20 protein-coding genes are annotated in these 22,386 nt (G+C 46.3%); 16 read left to right on the forward strand and 4 right to left on the reverse strand.

What is annotated here, in order from left to right; translation table 11 throughout:
- Positions 1 to 2: 2 nt before the first annotated feature.
- Positions 3 to 845, reverse strand: coding sequence for an AraC family transcriptional regulator (locus HMPREF1548_RS23360; RefSeq protein WP_035323599.1), 843 nt, complete (start codon positions 843 to 845; stop codon positions 3 to 5).
- A gap of 163 nt (positions 846 to 1,008) precedes the next feature.
- On the opposite strand from HMPREF1548_RS23360, the gene HMPREF1548_RS23365 reads away from it, so the two are divergent.
- Together HMPREF1548_RS23365 and HMPREF1548_RS23370 are read left to right on the forward strand one after the other, a co-directional pair.
- The gene (locus tag HMPREF1548_RS23365) at positions 1,009 to 1,788 is read left to right on the forward strand and encodes a GNAT family N-acetyltransferase (RefSeq protein ID WP_021639140.1); all 780 of its coding nucleotides are present in this window, start codon (positions 1,009 to 1,011) and stop codon (positions 1,786 to 1,788) included.
- A 119-nt stretch (positions 1,789 to 1,907) separates the two neighbouring features.
- On the forward strand, positions 1,908 to 2,135 hold the full coding sequence (locus HMPREF1548_RS23370) for a hypothetical protein (RefSeq protein ID WP_035323601.1): 228 nt from the start codon (positions 1,908 to 1,910) through the stop codon (positions 2,133 to 2,135).
- Positions 2,136 to 2,381: 246 nt separating this feature from the next.
- On the opposite strand, the gene lexA is transcribed toward HMPREF1548_RS23370, so the two are convergent.
- On the reverse strand, positions 2,382 to 3,002 hold the full coding sequence (gene lexA, locus HMPREF1548_RS23375) for a transcriptional repressor LexA (RefSeq protein WP_021639143.1): 621 nt from the start codon (positions 3,000 to 3,002) through the stop codon (positions 2,382 to 2,384).
- 222 nt (positions 3,003 to 3,224) lie between these two features.
- Here lexA and yneA point away from each other — a divergent pair, with 222 nt between their 5' ends.
- The 7 genes from yneA (at position 3,225) to HMPREF1548_RS23410 (ending at position 12,632) form a co-directional block, all read left to right on the forward strand.
- Positions 3,225 to 3,578 (forward strand): cell division suppressor protein YneA, encoded by a 354-nt coding sequence (gene yneA, locus HMPREF1548_RS23380; protein ID WP_025489924.1) that lies wholly within the window; start codon positions 3,225 to 3,227, stop codon positions 3,576 to 3,578.
- Between the two features lie 322 nt (positions 3,579 to 3,900).
- Positions 3,901 to 4,623 (forward strand): response regulator transcription factor, encoded by a 723-nt coding sequence (locus HMPREF1548_RS23385; protein ID WP_021639146.1) that lies wholly within the window; start codon positions 3,901 to 3,903, stop codon positions 4,621 to 4,623.
- Positions 4,598 to 7,450: a histidine kinase dimerization/phospho-acceptor domain-containing protein gene (locus tag HMPREF1548_RS23390; RefSeq protein WP_021639147.1), complete on the forward strand. Its 2,853-nt coding sequence runs from the start codon at positions 4,598 to 4,600 to the stop codon at positions 7,448 to 7,450. The genes HMPREF1548_RS23385 and HMPREF1548_RS23390 overlap by 26 nt, the downstream gene beginning before the upstream one ends.
- A 75-nt stretch (positions 7,451 to 7,525) precedes the next feature.
- A complete protein-coding gene (locus HMPREF1548_RS23395) occupies positions 7,526 to 8,203 on the forward strand; it encodes a response regulator transcription factor (RefSeq protein WP_021639148.1) in 678 nt (225 codons plus the stop codon).
- Positions 8,173 to 9,318 (forward strand): sensor histidine kinase, encoded by a 1,146-nt coding sequence (locus tag HMPREF1548_RS23400; RefSeq protein ID WP_051358460.1) that lies wholly within the window; start codon positions 8,173 to 8,175, stop codon positions 9,316 to 9,318. Before HMPREF1548_RS23395 ends, HMPREF1548_RS23400 begins: the two co-directional genes overlap by 31 nt.
- Before the next feature lie 108 nt (positions 9,319 to 9,426).
- Complete coding sequence (locus HMPREF1548_RS23405; RefSeq protein ID WP_021639150.1) at positions 9,427 to 10,161, forward strand: ABC transporter ATP-binding protein; 735 nt, start codon at positions 9,427 to 9,429, stop codon at positions 10,159 to 10,161.
- Positions 10,158 to 12,632, forward strand: a complete 2,475-nt coding sequence (locus tag HMPREF1548_RS23410) for an ABC transporter permease (protein WP_021639151.1) — start codon at positions 10,158 to 10,160, stop codon at positions 12,630 to 12,632. The genes HMPREF1548_RS23405 and HMPREF1548_RS23410 overlap by 4 nt, the downstream gene beginning before the upstream one ends.
- 51 nt (positions 12,633 to 12,683) lie before the next feature.
- On the opposite strand, the gene HMPREF1548_RS23415 is transcribed toward HMPREF1548_RS23410, so the two are convergent.
- Both HMPREF1548_RS23415 and HMPREF1548_RS23420 read right to left on the reverse strand, forming a co-directional pair.
- Positions 12,684 to 13,736, reverse strand: a complete 1,053-nt coding sequence (locus tag HMPREF1548_RS23415; protein ID WP_035323654.1) for a tyrosine-type recombinase/integrase — start codon at positions 13,734 to 13,736, stop codon at positions 12,684 to 12,686.
- Between the two features lie 63 nt (positions 13,737 to 13,799).
- On the reverse strand, positions 13,800 to 14,537 hold the full coding sequence (locus HMPREF1548_RS23420) for a tRNA lysidine(34) synthetase (protein ID WP_021639153.1): 738 nt from the start codon (positions 14,535 to 14,537) through the stop codon (positions 13,800 to 13,802).
- A 185-nt stretch (positions 14,538 to 14,722) separates the two neighbouring features.
- Between HMPREF1548_RS23420 and HMPREF1548_RS23425 the strand changes: the two genes are divergently transcribed.
- The 7 genes from HMPREF1548_RS23425 (at position 14,723) to HMPREF1548_RS23455 (ending at position 22,379) form a co-directional block, all read left to right on the forward strand.
- Positions 14,723 to 16,057, forward strand: a complete 1,335-nt coding sequence (locus HMPREF1548_RS23425; RefSeq protein WP_021639155.1) for an AI-2E family transporter — start codon at positions 14,723 to 14,725, stop codon at positions 16,055 to 16,057.
- Positions 16,058 to 16,082: 25 nt separating this feature from the next.
- Positions 16,083 to 17,126, forward strand: a complete 1,044-nt coding sequence (locus HMPREF1548_RS23430; protein WP_021639156.1) for a GNAT family N-acetyltransferase — start codon at positions 16,083 to 16,085, stop codon at positions 17,124 to 17,126.
- Between the two features lie 30 nt (positions 17,127 to 17,156).
- Entirely contained in the window at positions 17,157 to 17,606 is a 450-nt protein-coding gene (gene dtd / locus HMPREF1548_RS23435) for a D-aminoacyl-tRNA deacylase (protein WP_035323604.1), read from the forward strand.
- A 168-nt stretch (positions 17,607 to 17,774) separates the two neighbouring features.
- Positions 17,775 to 18,371 (forward strand): GNAT family N-acetyltransferase, encoded by a 597-nt coding sequence (locus HMPREF1548_RS23440; RefSeq protein ID WP_198168676.1) that lies wholly within the window; start codon positions 17,775 to 17,777, stop codon positions 18,369 to 18,371.
- A gap of 536 nt (positions 18,372 to 18,907) precedes the next feature.
- Positions 18,908 to 20,047, forward strand: a complete 1,140-nt coding sequence (locus tag HMPREF1548_RS23445; RefSeq protein WP_035323606.1) for a plasmid recombination protein — start codon at positions 18,908 to 18,910, stop codon at positions 20,045 to 20,047.
- Positions 20,048 to 20,169: 122 nt separating this feature from the next.
- Positions 20,170 to 20,553, forward strand: a complete 384-nt coding sequence (locus HMPREF1548_RS23450) for a plasmid mobilization protein (protein WP_021639162.1) — start codon at positions 20,170 to 20,172, stop codon at positions 20,551 to 20,553.
- A 329-nt stretch (positions 20,554 to 20,882) separates the two neighbouring features.
- Complete coding sequence (locus HMPREF1548_RS23455; RefSeq protein WP_198168677.1) at positions 20,883 to 22,379, forward strand: Rep family protein; 1,497 nt, start codon at positions 20,883 to 20,885, stop codon at positions 22,377 to 22,379.
- The last annotated feature ends 7 nt before the right edge of the window (positions 22,380 to 22,386 follow it).

Genomic DNA, 22,386 nt, shown 5'->3' on the forward strand with positions numbered 1-22,386 from the left:
GTTCAGATAATCTTACCAGAATGCTTTGGCGTGGTCTGGAACTTTTTCTTAAACGCCCTGGAAAAAGTGGAATAATCCTTAAAACCGCATGCATAGCATGCTTCCGTAACGCTCATTCCGTTCTGAATCTGTGTTTTCGCCAGCAGCAGACGCTTTTCACTGATGTAGGAACCGATGGAATATCCGGTTTCCGCTTTGAACAGATGCATCAGATAAGACCTGCTGACAAAAAAATGCTCTGCCAGGCCATCCACAGTAATTTCATCCTTCAAATGAGCATTGATATAATCCACAATAGCCGCAATCTTTTCGTTTGACACTTCATTTTCAAGATAATTCGCATGATTGTTAATCAGCGCCCGGTTCAGCCATATCATAAACTCCAGAAAAAGCACCTTCTGATAAAGCCCATTGGCATATTCCTGGCTGGAGAAAGAACGCTCCAGCTCCCTGCACACCGCAAACAGGCTGCTTTTTTCCAGATTATCTATACGCAGAACATTTCCGTGTTTTTCCCTCGCTTCCTGAAAACACCGGCTCAAATCATAATTCTCATCTCTGTACTCCCGCATAAACCCGGAAGACACATAAATAATAATCCTCTCATAAGGCATATCGCTGTGAATCACCGGTCTGTGGATCTCTCCGGCTTTTACCAGAATAACATCATAAGGCCTCAGTTCGTACCGCCGTCCCTCAATTGAGTACGTCACGTCCCCGCTCAGGAACAAAACAATCTTGTCAAAGTCATGATAATGATAGGCAATATCCATTTTTCTGGCATCCTTCAAATGAAAAATCCTGAAATCATTCTTAAGATACCCCGTCTTTTCATAATTTTCCATCTTCACTCTCCTGACAACGCTGGAACAATTTTCAAACATGCTCTAACATAAATTTTTCTTATTCCTTATTATAAAGCACAATTTGCAAGATTGAAAGCACCTGTTCTGTTTTTTGTATGGAAAATGCCGGGTAAAATAGAAGATAGTAGAGGAGGCTTACACTATGAACTTTGCAGCACTGCGTTATGAAGAGCTTGCGCTTAACGCGTTTCCCGTTTTGCATACTGAGGTTTACGATGGCTGGATTCTCCGGTTTTCCGGCGGAACGGCCCATGAGGGGAACTGTGTCAGTCCGCTTTATCTTTCTACAAAAGCATATGAGGATAAAATAGAGTATTGTGAAAATAAATTCAGGGAAAAAGGGCTTCCCTGTGTATTTAAAATGACAGCCAACGTACCGGCCGCTCTGGATCAGCAGCTGGCAATGAGGGAATATGAGCAGCAGGACAAAACCTATATCATGGAATGCCGCCTAACCAATGAAGGTGAAAGCCTCAAAAACGCACAGGGAGATGCCGCAGGCGCATCAGCAGCTTCCGGCACCCAAATCCGGCTGACCCGTACAATGGACGACAGTTGGCTGGAGGCATTTCTTTCTCTAGACGGCGGTGACTGCATCTGCCCGGAATCCGCAAGGGCCATGCTCACAGCAATCAGAAATCCTGTATACTGTGCCGCTTTATATGAAAATGACAGAATTATCGGCTGCGGCCTGGGGGTTGTGGAGGATGGCAAAATAGGCTTATATGATATCCGGGTACACAATGATTTCCGCCAGAAAGGAATCGGCGCCCGCATTTGCCGCGCCATAATGGAGGAAGGCCGCAGAGAGGGAGCTGATACCGCATTCCTTCAGGTGTCCGCTGCCAACAGGCCTGCTGTCAGATTGTATCAAAGCATTGGTTTTGAAGAAGTCTATACTTACTGGTACCGCATCAGATAAACTGGACGGTGCCTTTTTGTATCCCGTTTTATTTTATGCACCAATTCCGGGCCGGCATCTGTTTAAACTTCCAATTTCCGGTAATACTTCAGATAAAACCGGAAAGGAAGAGACTCTTTATGTTAAGAAGCTATCATCTGACCCATTTGACGGATACAGGTAAGGCTGAAAAAATTCTTCGTGAAATGGACGGTCTGGAAGGCGTCCGTTCGGTCAGTATTTCTGAGGATTTAAAGGAACTGGATGTGGAGGCTGAGGAAAACAGCTTCAGCCTGATTATGGACAGGACGGTAAATATCTGCAGAAGAGTAGCGGACGGCTGTGAAATAACCTTTATGTTTCGTTAACTGGCTTCTGGATTTGCATTTTTGACGAATGACCGACCGGGTCAATAGTTTGCTTTATTGCCGATACGGACATGTCCAGCACAAACGAGGTTTGGTCTCTGCAAAAAAATTATAGTAATTTTATAAGACAGTACAATATAAAGCGCCCGCTTACAGAAATGGGACTTTCCGTAAGCGGGCGCTTTTATGTCTGGGAAAATTAGTGTTTATTTATTATGGCTGAGCTTCTCTGGCCTGCGGAAACGATTAATGGTAGATACGGAACACACCGAACACCTTACCGAGGATCTTACAGTCATTTACAATAATGGGAGCCATATTGTCATTCTCCGGCTGCAGGCGGATATGGCCTTTTTCCCTGTAAAAGGTCTTGACCGTTGCGGAATCGTCAATCAGGGCAACCACCATATCGCCGTTCCTAGCCGTAGCACAGCTCTGTACGAATATCTGATCGCCGTTATTGATTCCTGCGTTGACCATGGAATCCCCGCGTACCTTTAAGATAAATGAGGGTTCTCCGGTCGGTATATACTCTGCGGGGATAGGAAAGTAGCTTTCAATATTCTCTTCCGCAAGTATGGGCTGCCCGGCCGCTACATTGCCGACCACAGGCAGGCTCACCAGCTCGGTCCTGACCATCTGGAAGCTGTCGTCACAAATCTCAATCGCACGGGGCTTGGTGGGATCTCTTCTGATGTATCCGTTCTTCTCCAGCGTCTCCAGGTGGGAGTGCACGGAAGAGGTGGATTTCAGGTGAACCGCCTCACAGATTTCCCTTACTGCCGGCGGATATCCCCTTTCCAGTATCTGTTCTTTTATGTAGTCCAGGATTTCTTTCTGCTTTGCAGTAATTTTGCCCTGTGCCATATTTCATCCTCCTTTAAATTCCTGACAGACACCGGTAGTATCCTGCCGGTGCCGTTTTTTTTAGTATATCATAGGGAAAATTAAAAAGCAAACATATATTCCGAATGACTGTTCGATTTTTTGCTCCCGGGTATTGACAATCGAATCTATGTTCGATATAATGCAAAGTATAAAGAACGTGTGTTCGTTACACCTGTTCGGACAGGTCAGGAGGGGCAGATCATGATTGAGGAAAGAATTCGTCTTAACAGAATCAGAAGAGAACAGGAGCTCAGACGGCATATCCTTCTTTTTGTCGTATCTGCCGCCATTATACTTGTTCTTGCTATTGCTGGCGGCAGCTTCATATCCAGGGCACAGGCTCCCGGGGAGACCGTTTATTATAAATATTTTACCAGCATCCGTATTGAATCGGGAGATTCGCTCTGGACACTTGCCGACACCTATGCGGATGGGAATTTTGAATCCAGGGAAGCGTTTATCAGGGAAGTAATCCGGACGAACCATCTCCTGGATGAGAATATTAACGCAGGAGACTACCTGATCATCCCGTACTATTCGGCAGAATTCAAGTAACTGCCACAGAGTTTGCCAGTTTGATATATAAGAGCTTTTACACTGCCTGATTTCCGTAAAACCAAAGAGTTTCTTTAGAAATTCTTTGGTTTTTTCTGTATGGATTTTTCAGTTTTCTGGTCTATTCTGTTTATAAACCTGATTGTGCCTTTTCCCCGGATGTACTTTACGTTACAGCTTAGCCTGCGGCTGCCCTGTAACTGCTTTACCACTGTTTACCTCTTACGATTTTGTAATTTAGAGGAAAAAAGGAGGAAAGTATGCTATAATGTTTTAAAAATGCGGCCGGATAGCTGCAAAAATTGCTGACAGCAGAGGGAGGATGTTAAAATTGGAAGCAAACCGTATATTGGTAGTTGAGGACGACCGGGATATCCGAGAAGGAATTGAAATATATCTTAGGAATCAGGGCTATGTGGTATTTCAGGCCGGAGATGGAGTGGAAGGCCTGGAAATTATTAGACGGGAAGAGATTCATCTTGCTATTGTAGATATTATGATGCCCCGAATGGACGGCATTACCATGATGATGAAGGTAAGAGATAAGGGATATGATTTCCCTGTTATCATGCTTTCAGCCAAATCTGAAGAGGTTGATAAAATCATGGGGCTGAATATGGGCGCTGATGATTACGTGACAAAACCGTTTACTACCATGGAGCTGCTGGCCAGGGTAAATTCCCATCTGCGCCGCTACAGCCGTTATCTGGACGCCGTAAACAAAGCCGCGGAGCCGGAAAATGATACATATCATTGTCTGGGCGGCATTGAGGTTAACGAGGAAACGGTGGAAGTTTTTGTAGACGGCAATCCTGTGAAGCTTACGCCTATCGAATTCAAGATATTGCTTCTTCTCATAAAAAATCCGGGACGGGTATTCAGTGCAGATGAAATATATGAACGTATCTGGAACGAAAAAGCAATCAACACAGATACTATTATGGTCCATATCCGCAAAATCAGGGAGAAAATTGAAATCGATCCTAAAAATCCGAAATATCTAAAGGTGGTGTGGGGCGTTGGATACAAAATGGAAAAGCAATAAAAGAAGCTCTTTTTTGCTGCCGGTAATTGCGATCAGTGCGGCTGCCAGCATTCTTTTCATGAGTCTGTTTCCTCTTTTTCAGAAAAAGGCGGAAGAAAGCTATATTGATCCTCTTACAGAACAGGACTTTATAAGCGACCTGTTTTCAATCAATCTGGTCCAATATAAATACCTTCGTGAAAAAGCAGATCAAAAGCAATATGAATACTCGGATCTTTATCTTGATATTGAGATGCCGGCATCAGATAATCCCTCAGATTCCTATATGGATTCCAGCATACAGTCCTTCCTTGCTCTGCAGAGGGAGGCGATTAACAGCCAGTGTACGTCCTATGAAAGCATGCTGAGTTCCCTCAGTGAAATGATGGATTATTATGTTGAGGATTTGAATACCGGAACTGTTATCTCAAACAGCGGATCCGGCCTGCCTGATGCAGTGGGCGGAGAGGATTCTTCCGATAAGCAGGCGAATTCCGAATATATGTATTACCTGAACCTGCAGTATGACAGCGCCGGCAATATCACCAATGTCAATGTAAAGTGCCGGAATAATGCAAAACAGTTTTTAAGCCGCGTCCAGAATGCAGGGCATGAGTTCCCTCTGAAGCTGAGTAAGGAAACTCCCAATGAGTATTCTTATTCCTATGATTATGATGCTGAGGTGAATGGCCGTGTTGCCGAGTATACGCTTTACAGCGATGATTATGAAACCGCTTCCTCACCAACGCTCCGTCTGAGCATATCCTCGCCGGCTGATATGAGAATTATTTATGGCCTGACACAGGCGCAGTATACGGAGCTGATGAAGCCTGACAATTATTATGTTTATATGGCAAATTTCCAGAGCATGCATTTTGCGGGGCGGGACAGTTATTTTGAAGCGGGTATCGCTCCGGCCTATCTGGCCTTTATATTGGCGATGGCCCTGGCCGGCTTTTTCCTCTGTCGGAAGAAAAGCCTTCGCTCAGAGGAACTGCTGCCGCTCATCAGCCGTATTCCGTTAGAGTTTCTGACCGTTGCTGCCGTGGTTTTATTTTCCACTACATCCCTGGTTATCCAGTATATTTATGAATATCAAAACGGCCTGTTTCTGCGCAATGTAAGGGCAGGAATCGGGGCCAACGGCAAGCTGGGCATTCTGCCCCTTGACAAAACAGTTATATTCCTCATGCTTACGGTCATTTTCATTGTCTCCTTCCTGATAGGCTCAGGTTTATCCGGTTTCCGAAAGGGCTTTCTGAAGGAGCACAGCCTGATTTGTAAATACTGGAACCGCATTGTTGGTAAGATACGCAGTCTGTGCCACAGCTTTTACACAGATCTGGTGACCTATGATATCGGGACGGATGCCAACAGCATTATTATAAAGGTAATCCTTGTAAATTTTGCCATCCTTCTTGTTATATGCTGCTTCTGGTTTGCCGGTATATTTGGCCTGGTTATTTATTCAGTCATCATTTACTTCATTCTGAAAAGATATGTGAAGGATATCCAGAGCAAATACCGGAAGCTGCTGGGTGCTACCCGTTCTATTGCCCGGGGCAATCTGGATACTGCGCTTTCCGAGGATTTCGGTATATTCGAAAGCTATAAATCACAGCTGCGGCAGATTCAGATGGACTTCAAACGCGCAGTGGATGAAGAAGTAAAGAGCCAGCGCATGAAGACAGAGCTGATCACCAATGTGTCCCATGACCTGAAGACGCCTCTGACTGCTATTATTACCTATATAGAGCTGCTCAGGGAACCGGATATTACAGAGGAAAAGAAAACGGAATATCTGGATATCCTGCAGCGCAAGTCCAACCGGCTGAAGGTGCTGATAGAGGATTTGTTTGAAATCAGCAAGGCCAGCAGCAAATCCGTAACCCTTCAGATTGTGGACGTGGATATCTGCAACCTGCTACGGCAGGCTTATCTGGAACAGGATGACCGTATTGAAGCCGCCGGGCTGGATTTCAAATTTAACCTGCCAAAGGAACGGATTATCCTTCCTCTGGACAGCCAGAAAACCTACAGGATCTTTGACAATCTGTACAGCAATATCATCAAATACGCCCTTAGTGGGACCAGGGTTTATGTCAATCTGAAAGATGAAAGTGATTATGTGAGGGTAGAGCTGAAGAATATTTCTGCAACGGAGCTGTCCGTCGCCCCTGAAGAGCTGACGGAACGTTTTGTCAGAGGAGATGATTCCAGAAATACGGAAGGCAGTGGACTCGGCCTGGCAATTGCCAAGAGTTTTGCCGAGCTGCAGGGAGGTTCCATGCAGATTGCCATAGACGGCGACCTGTTTAAGGTAATCCTCCGGTTTAAGAAGAAAGCCGTTTCCATACAGGAAGAAAAGCCTGAGCAAAATAACGTGCTTACCGGTGAAGGCAGTACTTTTTCCAGGCAGCAGATGCCTTATCCCGTACAGAATCCCCAGGGTTATTATGGCGGGCCAGGTACGTACAATAACCCCTCCGCGCAGAACTTTTACGGTGGGTATCCCGGAATGTACGGAAGCGCCCAGGGAATGCCCCGCACAGGAAATTACGGCGCCGGGCAGGAAATACCCCGCACCGGCTATGGCGCCGGCAGGCCAATAAACGGCAGCGGTTATGGCGCTGCGCCTTACAATGGCGGAAGCTATCCGGGCGGAGGACGCATGGGAACGCAGCCTGCGCCTAATACAGCCTGGCAGAATCCCCGGCCTCCTTTTTCACAGGAGGGAATGAACTCCCAGCCTGCAGCTGTGCCGCAGGAAGCATCGGAGCCAAAAGGTTCCTTCTTTAAAAAAAGGATCAGAAAAGAACGGAAGAAAAATCAGACAGAGGAAGAATAAATACCAAAACCGCTGCACCGCCAGTACGTGCAGCGGTTTTCGGCATGTACTGAAAGGAATCGTAAGAAGCTATTTATGAAAACAATCTTACTTTTGGAGGATGATGAAAATCTGAACAGAGGCATTTCACTGAGGCTGGAAAAGGAAGGCTACCGTGTTCTGCCAGCCTTTCATATTTCCCAGGCACGCAGGCTGTTTCATGAGAATGAGGTATCACTGATCATAAGTGACATCACTCTTCCGGACGGCAGCGGATTGGATTTTGGCCGTGAGGTAAGAAAAAGCAGCAGTGTATACCTGATTTTCCTCACCGCGCTGAATCAGGAAATTGATATTGTAAGCGGTTATGATATTGGTGCGGATGATTATATTACCAAGCCGTTCAGCCTGATCATACTTCTTTCCAAGGTAAATGCCCTGATGAAGCGTGTGGAAACACCGGCCGGCTGCCGTCTTTGTTCCGGCGATATCTGTCTTGATTACCGGGAAATGAAGGTATGGCAGGGGGATGTCCCTGTGGATCTGAGCAAAAAGGAATGGCTGCTGCTGGCGTATTTTATGGAAAATCCCAGACAGATTCTCAAAAAGGAACAGCTTCTGGATGCGGTTTGGGGGCAGGATGGTCAATTCGTAGACGACAATACCGTGCCGGTCAATATCAGCAGGTTGCGCGGGAAGCTTGGCGGGGATTTCATTCAAAATGTCAGGGGGATGGGGTATCTATGGACAAATTCCGTAACAAAAGAATTCTGAGCCTTACGGCGGCAGCAGCCCTTGCTATGGGCTGTCTGCTTCTTTTTGGCTCTCTCGCCTGGAATCTGGAAAAAAGGGAACGCATGCTTCTTGGGTTTATGTCCGCCCAGGCGCCGGAGCAGGCCGGAGAATTCCTGGATGAAATAAACCGCCGGGATTTTTATTACCAGGCAGGACGGGAACTGGAAAAACGTTATGGTTATCATGCCTTCAACAGGTCTGCGACTTTATTGGTTGGCAGATATTTTTTCCTGTTCTGCGTTCTTTCAGGTACTGCCGGCGTTCTGTGCTTTCTGGCTCTCAGGAGCAGTGATGTGCGCCGCCGCAGGCTGGAGGACGAGTATCAGGAGCTGAAGCAAAAGATGCGGACGCAGGAAGAAAAAAATCAGCTTGTCACGGACAGATTACGTAAAGAGGAAGGAAAGACCAAGGCTCTGATTACAGATATTTCCCATCAGCTGAAAAATCCGCTGGCCTCTCTGAAAATGAGCTATGAGCTGGCAGATACCGAGAGCCTGACATTGGAGGAGCAGCGAAGCTTCGTGAAGCAGGGCTTTGCGGAAATTTTGAAAATTGAGAACCTGCTGGATACCTTTTTGCAGCTTTCCCGCCTGGAAGCCCATATGATATGTATACAGCCGGTGGATTCCGGTCTGAAGGATACTATCATCCAGTCGGTAAACAGAGTTTACATGAAGGCGTTCCGGAAAGAGATATCCATAGAACTGAACGACTTTACGGACTTCGTGCTTCCCCATGATCCCAAATGGACCCAGGAAGCCCTGATTAACCTGCTGGACAATGCGATTAAATATTCTCCTTCCGGCAGCCATATCGAAATACGGGTGATACCTGTGGTGAGCTACATTTTTATAGAGGTGGAGGATGAAGGGATCGGCATTCCCGCAAGTGAGTATTCCCATATATTCCAGCGCTTTTACCGCGGGGCTTCTTTGCAGGTCAGGCAGGAGGAGGGGAGCGGGGTAGGACTTTACCTGACCCGGAAAATCCTTGAGGAACAGGGCGGAACCATTCGCGTTAAGAAAGGGAAAAAGGGCTCCGTCTTTCAGCTTACGCTGCCCAAACGCCGGTTTGGAATAGCAGATGATAAATAGAATAATCCGTGTCATTCTTACAATTTTGTTATTCTTTTTGCAATCCTTCTGTAAGAATCGGGGGCTATGATGGAATGATAAAGGATAACACAGAAAGGATGACTGTTTATGAAACATTTGCAAACAGACAAGGACGGCCGGCAGAAGGCGGGACAGCAGCCGGAGGGGCAGCGCTATCCCATCGTGCTCACCAGGGATCTTGTAAAATATTATGGAAGCGGTGAAAATCTGGTCCGGGCCATTGACCATACCTCTTTGGATTTGCAGAGGGGAGAATTTACGGCGATTGTAGGGCGTTCCGGCTCGGGAAAAAGTACGCTTCTGCATATGCTCGGCGGACTCGACCGTCCTGATTCCGGGAAGGTCTTGATTGAAGGACAGGATATTTCTTGCCTGAAGGATGAAGAGCTGGCCAGATTCCGGCGGCGGAAAATAGGATTCATTTTCCAGGATTACAATCTGGTTCCTTCCCTGAATGTATGGGAAAATATCGTTCTGCCCATAGGACTTGACGGAAAGAAGGCTGATAAGGAGTTTGCTTCTTCCATTGTGGAACGCATTGGTATCCAGGATAAACTCAGGGCGCTTCCAAACACTCTGTCCGGCGGACAGCAGCAGCGGGTTGCCATCGCGCGCGCCCTGGCGGCCCGGCCGGCCATCATACTTGCCGACGAACCTACCGGCAACCTGGATTCCAAAACGGAGCTGGAGGTAATCGCACTCCTGAAATCCTGTGTTAATGATTACTGTCAGACGCTTGTGGTCATTACTCATGATGAAACTATCGCCCAAATGGCGGATCGCATCCTGGTTATAGAAGACGGGAAGGTGGTGAGCGAATGAATACCATCAATGCAACCGCCTGTGCGAACCTGAAACTGAACAGGGGGAGGAACCTTCTCACCGGGATCGCCATCATGCTCACCGCCTTCCTTATTTTTTCCATTACTACCCTGGGAAGCGGCGTGATCCGGTTTCAGTTCCATGCGGCCAATCAGCTGTACCCGACTTATCATATCATGTACCGTGATGTCCCGGAACAGACTGCCGCAGAGCTGGCGCGCAGCGCAGATTTTGAGAAGCTGGGGCTGAGGCAGGATACGGCACAGATACGGCAGGAAGATACCATATGCCGGCTGATATACCTGGATGAAACAGGAAGGGAGCTTGGCAGGATAGATTTGGAAAGCGGCAGTTTCCCTGTTGAAAAAAATGAGATCGCTGTTTCCCGGGGCATGCTGCAGGCCTTTTCCATTGCTGATTCAGCGGATATCGGAGATGAGATAACATTGCCTGTCCAGCCGATAGAAGCCCATGGGCTTGGCTTTGAGCAGGAGTATACCTTTACCATATGCGGTATTTTGCCCACGCCGGAAGCTGAAGAGGATAACCGGCTGTATTCCGCTCTGGTGTCAGAGCCGTTTGTCAGGGAACTGCTTCCTGCATCAGAACGGCTGTACAGGGTTATGGTCCGTTTTTCAAATGCACGGTCCTACACCACGGATGCGATTATTCAGAAGGGGGAAAACATCGCTGAAGCTTTTTCAATCCCCAAAGGCAATATTTCCGAAAATACCCCTTATCTGTTAGCGAACTATATTGATCCGACCTTTTATTCCGCTATTACAGCAGTTCTTATTATCGTTGTACTTGCGGGCATTATTACGATTTACAGTATTTACTATGTATCTACCATGTACAAGGTACAGGAATACGGAAAACTGAAAGCATTGGGGGCTACCTCAAAGCAGGTACGCAGCATCGTTTTCAGGGAAGGAATGCTGACTGCGCTTCTGGCCATCCCTGTGGGACTGCTGACAGGGACAGGGGCATCCTATGGCGCCTTTTCCTTTTTCCTGAATACCTTTTCCAGCAATGATGCGCTGGGAGAAGCGCTCAGGGCGGCGTTCAACAGCAGAGAGCTTCCGCTTCTGCAGGGATGGGTTTATTTCTTTGCAGCAGCAGTCACTCTGTTCACAACAGCCGTCTCCCTGCGCAGGCCGGTACGGATTGCCTCTAAAATATCGCCGGTGGAAGCCATGCGTTATGATGGTCCCGGCTGCCGGACAAAAGCAAAGCAGCGCAAAGGTTATGCGGATATCAGCCTTTTCCGTCTTGTCAGGGCCAATCTGTCACGCAACCGGAAACGGACTATGATCACGCTTGCCGCACTCAGTGTGACAGGGGTTTTATTTCTGTCGGTATCCGCCGTCCTTTCCTGCGCCAATCCTTCCGAAATCGCCCATGACAGGATTTTGTACGATTTTGAGCTTTCCATCTATTCCGTTTCCGGTGATAAAATGCGTCCTGAATTCGAATGGACATCCATTCAGCAGGACAATCCGCTGGATGCCGCGCTGGAAGAGCAGGTGCGAAGCATTCCCGGGGTTACAAAGCTGATCCGCCAGCTGAGTACCGATGTATTGCTGACGAATGTATATGACGGGGATGAGCTTTGGTCTACCTCTGTTTCAGGCGTTCCCAAAGAGTTGGCAGATGCCATGGAAAAATCGGTGATTCAGGGGAAGGTTTCCTATGAAGAGCTGCTTGACGGGGATAAAATAATACTGAACAAAAAAGCCTATAACTGGTCTCCGGAATGGCAGATCGGCAGCAGGATTTCCATGCTGATAGAGGACGGCGGCAGACAGATTCCGAAGACCTTCGTTGTCGCGGCAATTGCAGAACCGCCGGTTTACCTGAACTTCTATGCGCCCTTTATGGTTCCTTCTGAAGTGCTGGAAAAGCTGTGTGTAAACAATCAGACGTACCACTGGTCCATCCAGACGGAACCCGGGCAGTTAAAGGCGGCAGAGGCGCAGCTGCGTCAGATGGCTCAGGGAAACCAGTTCCTGAGGCTGAGAACTTTTGAAGAAGAGCTTGCGGAACGTGCCGAGCTTTCCGGCTTCACCTCGGCCATATGTTATCTGTTCCTTTCTATTCTGGGCGGAATCTGTATTATGAACCTGATAAACACCATGACCAACAGTGTTTATGTCCGCAGACGTGAGCTGGGAATGATGCAGGCGCTGGGCATGTCGGAAAAACAGCTGTCACGGCTGTTCCGGTTGGAGGGACTGTTCTATACGCTTGGCTCCCTCGCTTTTTCCACAGCCTTTGGGAGCCTGTTTGGTTATGTGTTTTACGTTAAAGCAAAGGATTCAGGTTTTTTAAGTATCGTAAGCTACCATTATCCATATACGCAGACGCTGGTTCTTTTTATTGCCATAGCGGCAATCCAGCTGCTCATGACCTGGATTCTGGCGCGCAGCTTCCGGAAGCAGAGCCTGATCGACAGGATACGTTTTTCCTGATGCGAAAGGCCATATAAGTCAGGCGGCACCATAAATTAAGGGAACCGACGGTTACGGTTCCCTTAATTTTACGGCTTTGGCCGCTTTGCGTTTGTTTTCATCCTGCATGGCGGCATAATGCTTTCTTGTGGTATTCACATCCTTATGTCCAAGCACATCGGCAACCAGATAAATATCCCCGGTTTCCTGGTACAGGGTGGTGCCGTAGGTACTGCGCAACTTATGAGGGGTGATTTTTTTCAGGGTGGTTACCCTGGAGGCATATTTTTTCACCAGATTCTCCACGCTGCGGACTGTAATTCTGCGATTCTGCATGGACAGGAAAAAAGCGTTCTCATGACCGCTCAGAGGAATGATGCGCTCACGTTCTTCCAGATAATCATAAAGGGCATCCTCCACCTCTTCGCCGAAATAAACGATATCCTCGTAGCCGCCCTTCCTGCGCACCTTCAGCCGCTGGTTGTCAAAATCCACATCCTGGATATCCAGGCCCACGCATTCGGACACACGGATTCCGGTGCCAAGAAGAAGCGTCAGCAGCGCCAGATCCCTGGTTTTTGTCTTGTTGTGGTAGCGCTGTTCGTTTTTTGTCAGCCTGCCGCCGTCCTCCACCTCATCCAGAAGGACTGCCACTTCATTTGGGTCCATACGGATGATTTCCTTGTCGTGAAGCTTGGGAAGAGGCACCAGAACGGCAGGATTATTTTCTATCAGCTCATTTCTGTAATAGTAATTGTAAAAGCTGCGCAGGGAGGCCAGCTTTCTCTTTTTTCCCCGTTCGTCATTCGTGTACTCCACGCCGTCCTTCACATAATAGGAGAGGTATTCCATGTATTCTTCAATATCCTCCCTGCCGATTTCATCCAGAATGGACAACGGAAAGTCAACGATATCCTTTTTCCGGTATACGCCGTTCGTCTCATGGATGAATTCAAAGAAGACGCCCAAATCATAGGCGTAGGCGATTCGCGTCCTGGATGCCGTGGTATTCTCGATCCCGCGGAAAAACTGTTTGCAGAAGGGCGGGAGAGCAGCGAGCAGCTCCCGGAGCTTCAGTATGTTTTTTTTATTTAATTCGTCATGATAGTTTTTATTCTCTGCCATTTTCTTTTTCCTCCGCTGCAGTCCCTCCGTTGTCATGATCTTTGTGGAATGGTGGTACGATTGTTACCTGCGGCTGGTGTCCGGCGGCGGCCAGCCTGTCATTCCGCCGTCCTGGATGGCTGTAAACATGCGTTCCTTCACGCCGGGATTTTCCTGGTTCAGTTTCTTAAGCAGCTGCTTCACATATTCCCGTTTGGTATAGCCGTCGGCGGGACAGGGGCTTTTTACCACAGGGATCTGGTTCTTATTCACAAAGCCGATGACATCCGCCTCATTCATATACATGAGCGGCCTTATCACCGTCAAATCCATCCGGTCCAGATAGGTGACCGGGCTGAAGGTATGGAAGCGGCCTTCGTAAATCAGGCTCATCAGCATGGTTTCCACCACATCATCCTTATGATGGGCATAGGCAACCTTATTGCAGCCTTCCTTCTTGATGGCCTCGTTTAAGGCTCCTTTTCTCATTTTAGCACAAAGGGAGCAGGGATTGGACTCTTTTCTCTGCTCAAAAATAATATCTGCAATATCCGTTTTCACAATGGTATATGGAATTTGCAGTTCGTCGGCGCAGATGCTTTCAATACGGCTTAAATCCAGATTGCCGAAGCCCAGATCCACAGTCACCGCATGGATATCGAACTTCTGCGGATAAAAGCGGCGCAGGCCGTGCAGCGCATATAAAAGTGTCAGGGAATCCTTTCCTCCGGAAATACCTACCGCAATTTTATCCCCGTCGGCGATCATATGGTAATCATCCACAGCCTTGCGGACATAGCTTAAAACCTGTTGCAGTCTCATAAATCATCCTTTCTTTTGTAACACGTGTCTCTTTATAAATCCTGAATAGATATTATACAATTATTTTAGAGAAATTTCATTAATTTTGCTTAATTTTTTAATGCGGGTGTTATATAATAGATATCGTGCACACCTGTATCCGGGTTCCTGCCGACAATACTTAAACAAAAGGAGACCATGCAATTATGAAATTCCGCTGGGACAAAAAATATCTCTATTGGGGCATCACGGCCCTTCTGGTCATAGGAGCCAGCATATGCCTCTTTTTCCTGATGTTCCGGGGCGCCAATTTCAAGGACGGAGTCTCCAAAATCATCGCTATTTCCATGCCCATCATCGATGGCCTGATTCTTGCCTATCTGCTCACTCCGGTTCTGAATTTTATTGAACATAAGGCTCTTAAGTATATTTTCAAGAAAAAGCGTGGGGATATGACTGAAAAGCAGCGCAAAATGCTGCGAATGTCCGCCATTACGCTTACCTTGCTGTTTGTTGTTTTTATCATTTACGCATTCTGTTCCATGGTGCTTCCTCAGTTATTCAAGAGTATACAGAGCATTGTATTTCAATTTCCCGTCTATGTGAACAACCTTACCGTCTGGCTGGAAAAGGTCCTGGCGGACAACCCTGATGTGGAGACTTTTATCAACGATCTCATCAGCACATATACACCTGAATTGAAAAACTGGATGAATGAAACCCTGCTGCCTCAGATGAACGCCGTACTCAAGGTGGTTTCCAACTACGCGTTCAGCCTTCTGAAGGCCATGTGGAACCTGATAATCGGTCTGATTATTTCGGTATACATCATGGGGAGCAAGGAAAAATTTTTCGGCCAGGCAAAGAAAACTGTGTATGCGGCCATGGATATCAAGCGTGCCAATGCTTTTATTGAAGACATCCGTTTTGTGCACCGCACCTTCGGCGGTTTTATCAGCGGCAAGCTTTTGGATTCCTTGATTATCGGAATTCTCTGTTTTGCAGGAACCAGTATTATGGGTACGCCTTACCCCGTGCTTATCAGCGTTATTATCGGCGTTACCAATATCGTTCCTTTTTTCGGGCCCTATCTGGGCGCCATTCCCAGTGCGGTCCTGATATTGATGATCGATCCGATGCAGTGTCTCTATTTCCTGATTTTCATCCTGATTCTGCAGCAGTTTGACGGCAATATCCTCGGACCCAAAATTCTTGGCGATTCCACGGGGCTTTCCAGCTTCTGGGTAATCTTTTCCATCACCCTGTTCGGCGGTATCATGGGAGTTCCCGGAATGGTAATCGGTGTTCCGACCTTTGCCGTAATTTATGCTTTGTGCAGGCGCCGCATCAACCGTAATCTGAAGAAAAAGAATCTGCCTACAGAAACGGACGAATATAAAAACCTGGGAAGTATTAAAGAAGGCAGCAGGGAATTCGTTCCTTACCAGCCGGAAAATGCGGATGGCAAGCCGGCGGAGAAGGCAGGGTCCGATTCAGAGTCTTCTGTAAAGGGAACGGATGACGACAGGGAAGATAAGTGAATTGAAAGAGATGGTTTAATTAATTATGATAATTACAGATTTCAGATATGAGCACATTCCGGAGGCGGAGGCGCTGGCGCTGTCCTGCTATGATGAGGAGCGCAGAGAGGTTCCGGCTCTGCCGGAAATCCATTCGGTGCCGGCCCTGAAAGACTTTGCAGACAATCATATGGGGGCAGCAGCCCTTGAAAATGGGCGGCTGGTTGGCTTTTTGTGTTCGGTTGCCCCTTTTGATAATGTATTTCGAACCACGGATGTGAAAGGTGTTTTTTCACCTATGCTGGCCAATGCTGCCATATTGGAAAACAGGGCCGCAATTTATGCCGCATTGTATCAGTACGCTGCGCTTAAGTGGGTGCAGGCGGGAGCGTACAGCCATGCGGTCTGCCTTTATGCCCATGATGAAGCTGCCTTGGGGCAGTTTTTCCGTTATGGATTCGGCCTGCGCTGCGTGGATTCAATCCGGACAATGCAGCGGTTGGATACAATGCAGCAGTTGGATACGATGCGGCGGATGGATGGGCAACGGCTTTTGAAGAGTGGGAGCGCTCATGAGGGAAAGACAGGTATGTCGTCTTTGGGGGAATTTGTTTTTACGGAGCTGAAACCAGAGGAATATTGCCAAATATATCCGCTTGAAAGCATGCTGAACAGTCACTTCCGGAAAAGCCCTTTTTTTATGAACCGCAGGCTGGAAAGCTGTGAAGAATTTTGTGAGGAATGTGTGAGGAATAAAGACAGATGCTTTGCCGCGTTCCAAAAGGGGGAGCCATGTGCATACCTGAAACTTTCAGATACAGGGGAAACCTTCATTACGCAGTCTTCCGACTATATTCATATTACAGGCGCATTTTGCCTGCCGGAATATAGGGGAAGAGGACTGTATCAAAATTTGCTGGACTATGCTGTGGATATTCTGGAAAAAGAAGGATATACGCGCCTTGGCGTAGATTTTGAAAGCATAAATCCAACAGCCGATAGATTCTGGTCCAAATATTTTGCCGCCTATACCCAGGGCGTTGTACGCCGTATTGATGAACGAATTGGGAGAGTCATTGTTCCGGAATAAATGAATATTACATACAGGAGATTATACATCATGAAATTTGTGATTCAAAGAGTAACCAGCGCCAGCGTTTCTGTGGAAGGAGAAAATGTTGGAGCCATCAGGAACGGTTTCCTGGTGCTTATCGGTGTAACTGATACCGATACGGAGGCTGTTGCCGATAAAATGCTTCGTAAAATGCTGAACCTCAGAATCTTTGAAGATGAAAACGGAAAAACCAATCTGGCGCTCAAGGACGTAAACGGAAGTCTTTTGCTCGTTTCCCAGTTTACCCTGTATGCCGACTGCAGAAAGGGTAACAGGCCGTCTTTTGTGAAGGCAGGGGCGCCGGAACATGCAAAGCAGCTGTATGAATATATTATTGAAGAATGCCGTAAGGAATGCGGTAATGTGCAGTGTGGAATTTTTGGTGCGCATATGAAAATAGAACTGGTGAATGACGGGCCGTTTACCGTTGTGCTTGATTCAGAGGAGCTGATGTAAACAGGACGGGGAAATTCACACAAAAGGTTTACATAATAATGTTATGTAAACCTTTTGCGCGAATTGTTATATTTTGCTGTTTATAATCAATTGCATGCCGGAGATTTCACATTGCAACATTTCGTTAAACTTCTTGGCTCACAAATTTTTTCCCGGGAGGATTCTGTATTGACAATAACTCATAAAGGTACTGTGGTGCTTGAAACTGAACGTCTTATCCTTCGCCGGTTTACTATTGACGATCTTGAGCCGGTTTTTAATAACTGCTGGAGCAAGCCTGAGGTTTGGCAGTGGACAAATTATAAGCCTATGAAAACCACCGAAGATGTTGTTAAGACTGCGGAGATGTTTACTGAGGAATGGCTGGGTGCATATTCCCGGCCAAACAGATACAGCTGGGCAATCCAGATGAAAGCGTCCGGCGATGTCATCGGCAGGTTCTTCGGCATGCACCCGGAGGATCGGCTTAAACAAATTGAACTTGCGTATGAAATCGGCCCTGACTGGTGGAACCAGGGCTACATGACCGAAGCGGTAAAAAGAGTTCTGGACTACTTTTTCCGTGAGATTGGCTTTAACCGGGTTTATGCCTACCATGCTCATGAAAACCCTGCTTCCGGCAGAGTGATGCAGAAATGCGGGATGCTTTACGAGGGCACTATGCGCCAGGCTTGCCTGTGTAACCGCGGTATCTTTGATAAGGTGAATTACGCAATTCTTGCAGAGGACTATTTTGGCAGGCAGAAAATGGAAAAGGACGGTTGAAAGCGCTATTTAAGTGTTAAAAAGCGCTATCTATTCGTTAAACTTGTCCTGTTTCACGAAAACGGAATGAGCTTGTCGAATGGAGTGGTAGTTGACAGGCGGCGACATTAATTCTCCCGTAGGAGCCGCCTTGCCTGTCAACTATTTGTGAAATATAGGTTTAACGAAAGACGGAGAACAAGTTCGAAGTCGGTAGTTAGCGACCGAATCGCCGACACATGAGGTTGGGAAGGATAAGCGGAAATGGAATAAAAAAGACAGACCCGAAAACTTGCAGTGGTCTGTCTTATTCTATTGGAGCGTTCCTGACCTTCCGTATTGTGCCAGCAAAGAGAAACTAGGGCAAGCCCGATAGGGCGCGCAATGGTCACGAAAGTGACCATGAAGGGGGTCAAGGGGCAAGCCCCTGCGAACGGTTCACTGAAAGTGAATAGAGTGAGTCTAATCAACTTGATTTCGCCGAGAAAGCTGCGCTATAATACACATATAGGCAGGACGCGTGGAGCGTCCGCCGTGGCATGAAAGGAGGTGAAAACATGTCAAGTTATCTAATATGTAGATTAGAAAATTACACAACAAAATCGGCGGGGGCTGTTCTGGGAGAACTAGAACATAGCAAAGACAAGGGATATAATAACCCAGACTGGAAACCTGAAAAAACGGAAGAAAATGTTACTCTCTTCCATGATGCTAACAGGGACGGAAAGACGTTTGAACAATATATTAATGACTATGTAAAAGAGAATGACGTACAAGGAAGAATAACAAAAAGTGGGGAAAAAGCCACAAAGACATTAACGGAATTTGTAGTTACGGCAAGCCCAGAGTATTTAAACGGACTTAGCCGACATGAGCAAGATAGATTTTTCAATGATTCCTTTAAGAGCCTAAAAAAACAATTTCCTACATACCATTGGGTAGATGTTAAAATTCATTATGACGAAAAAACTCCACACTTGCAGGCGGCAGCTTTACCAGTAGTATATAACAAAACGCGGGATAGAATGGAGATGAATGCTACATATAGCCAAGGCGGGGACGAACATTACAAGGAATTATATAAGTCATACAAAATGCGCGGCTGTACATTCATGCGTGACTTTCAGGACAATGTGTATAAAGATATGTCAAGAAACTGGAACTTAGAAAGAGGAATCAGCAGGGAAGACAGAAAGCACATGTCCCATCAGGAATGGAAAGACCTTCAAACAAAGGAAAAAGCTGTTCTGGAACGTGAAAAAGGTATAACTGACAAGGAACAGTCTGTAAACGCTAAAAAGATAGAATTACAACATGAAATAGATAAATACAAGAATGAGCCTGTGCCACGAAAGACCATTCTTTTAGGAACGTATAAATATAACAAAGGTGACGTTGAGAAAATCGTCACTGAACGAAACACCCTGTTATCTATGCTGGAACAACAGAAACAATCCTATATGGAATTGAAAGATAAAGCTATCTCTGTCATAGACAAAACGGTGGCTGACAAGGAACAAGCCGAATACGAACGTGATTTAGCCCTTCAAGAACGTGACCGAGCCGTTGAAATCGGGAGAACGATAGACAACGCTAAGGAACGAAACAAGGCATTAGATAGATTGGAGGAATATGGAATCATGGAACCAATCCATACTAAAGAGCATGACAGAGAAATGACCGTTAACGGAAGATAAAAAGAGACTGATTATCAAAAGATAGTCAGTCTCTTTTGCCGTTCTGTTGACAATGAAGGATAAAAGGCATACAATATATTTGTACGTACAAAGTACCGTACAAAAAAGGAGATAAGAAAAACATGAAAAAGGAAAAAAGGATAGAAATAAGGGTTTCGGAACTGGAATATAAAATAATTCAAAAAAAGGCTGAAATGCTGGACACTGGGATTAGTGAATACATCAGGCAGGCGGCTGTGAATAAAAAAGTAAATGGTTTCAAGGTGGCGGATTTAAACCTTCCAGAAGAACAGTGTAAGGGGCAACTAAGATTTGAAGATGTTTTGTTTAAAGAACATGTAGGACGCAACAGACTGCCGTTCCCAGATAATTGGGAAGAACTGTATGAAAAGTGGGAGAAAAAGGAACTGTCATCGAAGGAATTTATAGAACAGGCGGGTGTTAAAAGGGCTACCTTTTACAACATGATAACGGAATACAAAGAGATGCAGGACAGTAATAGTTAGTTAAAAGAGGTACAACACCTACTATCGTCACCTGCTAGGTAAACTAGGTAAACTAGGTATAAAACCGCCCTTCCCCCGCTTCATGCCTATCGGGAATGCCCATTCTACGCGGTTTTTTTAACGCCTGCACCCACCAACTAGGGCTCGTGTTGGTGGGTGCACAAACTAGGTATAACTAGGTATAAATACCCATAAATACCCCCTTTCATTTGTTTTCAGAAAGAATAAAAATGGGTATAATATAGGTAATGGAGAAGCGGGGGAAGGGCGGCGCCTTTGGCGCCCGAAAAATTTTGGGAAAATTAATCATCATAGAAAGGAGCAATATAATGGCAAAGAAAAAAGGGTTTTACAATTATAATATCATGCAGTATGAGAAGCACCCCGAAACGGGAGACGAACTGCTGACAGAAGAAAAGATAAAAAGCGTTGTAGCAAAGTATAAAAGCATCGACAGGTGGGCGTATATCATACACGACAAAGACGTATATACCGAAGCAAACGAAGAAGCAAACCCTGACCATAAAGCAGGGACAAAGAAACCGAAACATTTCCATATCGCTTTAAAAATGAAGGATAACTGTATCGAACTTGATACGGTTGCAAAATGGTTCGGTATACTGCCTAATTATGTAGAGATACCAAAGGGACGCGGTGCTTTTCTGGATTGCGTCCAATACATGACGCATGAACGTACAGAACAACAGGAACAGGGAAAATTCCGCTATGCTGATTTGGAAATTCAGGCCAATTTTGACTGGCGAGCCGAACTGGATAAACGCGACGAAATGAAAGCAAAATGGGGCAAGGGTGAATTATCGGACAGGCAGGTTATGGGACAGAGGATAATGTTAGAGGGATTAACGCTTAGACAGGTGAAAGCAGAAGACCCTCTTCTCTACGCCGATAATTTAGAGTTCTTCCGAAAGATGCGCGGCGTATATCTATCGGATTTAGAACCGCCGAAAACCAGAATAAACTATTATCTGTGTGGTGATGCAGGGGCAGGAAAAGGCGTTATGTCCAAGGCAGTGGCAAGAGCATTGTTCCCTGAACTTATAAACGACGAAGAAATCTTCTTTGAAGTCGGGGCAGACAACGCTTTGTTTGAAGGATACGACGGACAGCCAGTTTTGATATGGCACGACAGGCGGGCTGGAAACTTAATAAAGGAATTGGGCGGCAGGAGCAATGTTTACAATGTTTTCGATACTCATCCATCAAAGCAAAGGCAGAATATAAAGTTTTCATCGGTCGGTCTTATAAACAGGGTAAACATCGTAAACAGTGTACAGCCTTATGTGGAGTTTCTGGAAACACTTGCAGGGGCAAAAGACGATAACGACAGTACGAACGACGGAGCGGAAAAAAGCCAAGCCTATAGGCGCTTTCCGCTTATCATAAACATACATCCCGAAGAATTTGATATTTACATCAATAAAGGCTTCATTTCTCAACATGAAACGTATTTGGAATATGAAGAACATAAGGGGTTCTATGCTAATATGCGGAAGGTTGCAGAAACATGCTCGAAATATGAAACACTGCGAAGAGAGATAGAAGGAATGGTGGTCAAACCAGTTGTCGAACAGCATCATAGAGCGTTTGATGCAATCGGGCAGAATAATGAGGGGGAGGTATCACTGTCTAAAGCCCTTTGCGAAAGCGGACTGATGCTGGACGAGCGAAAAACAAAGGAACAGCTTGATGCACAACGCAAAAGGCATGAACGTGCCGCCAGTCTAAGAAAATGGATTGAGGAAAATCCGCTTATATACGCAATGGGTATTATTCCTTATGAAGGGCCAAGCCCGTTTGAAGAATGACGTGCAA

It is taken from the genome of Clostridium sp. KLE 1755 (genome assembly GCF_000466465.2).
Lineage (GTDB): Bacteria > Bacillota > Clostridia > Lachnospirales > Lachnospiraceae > Eisenbergiella > Eisenbergiella porci.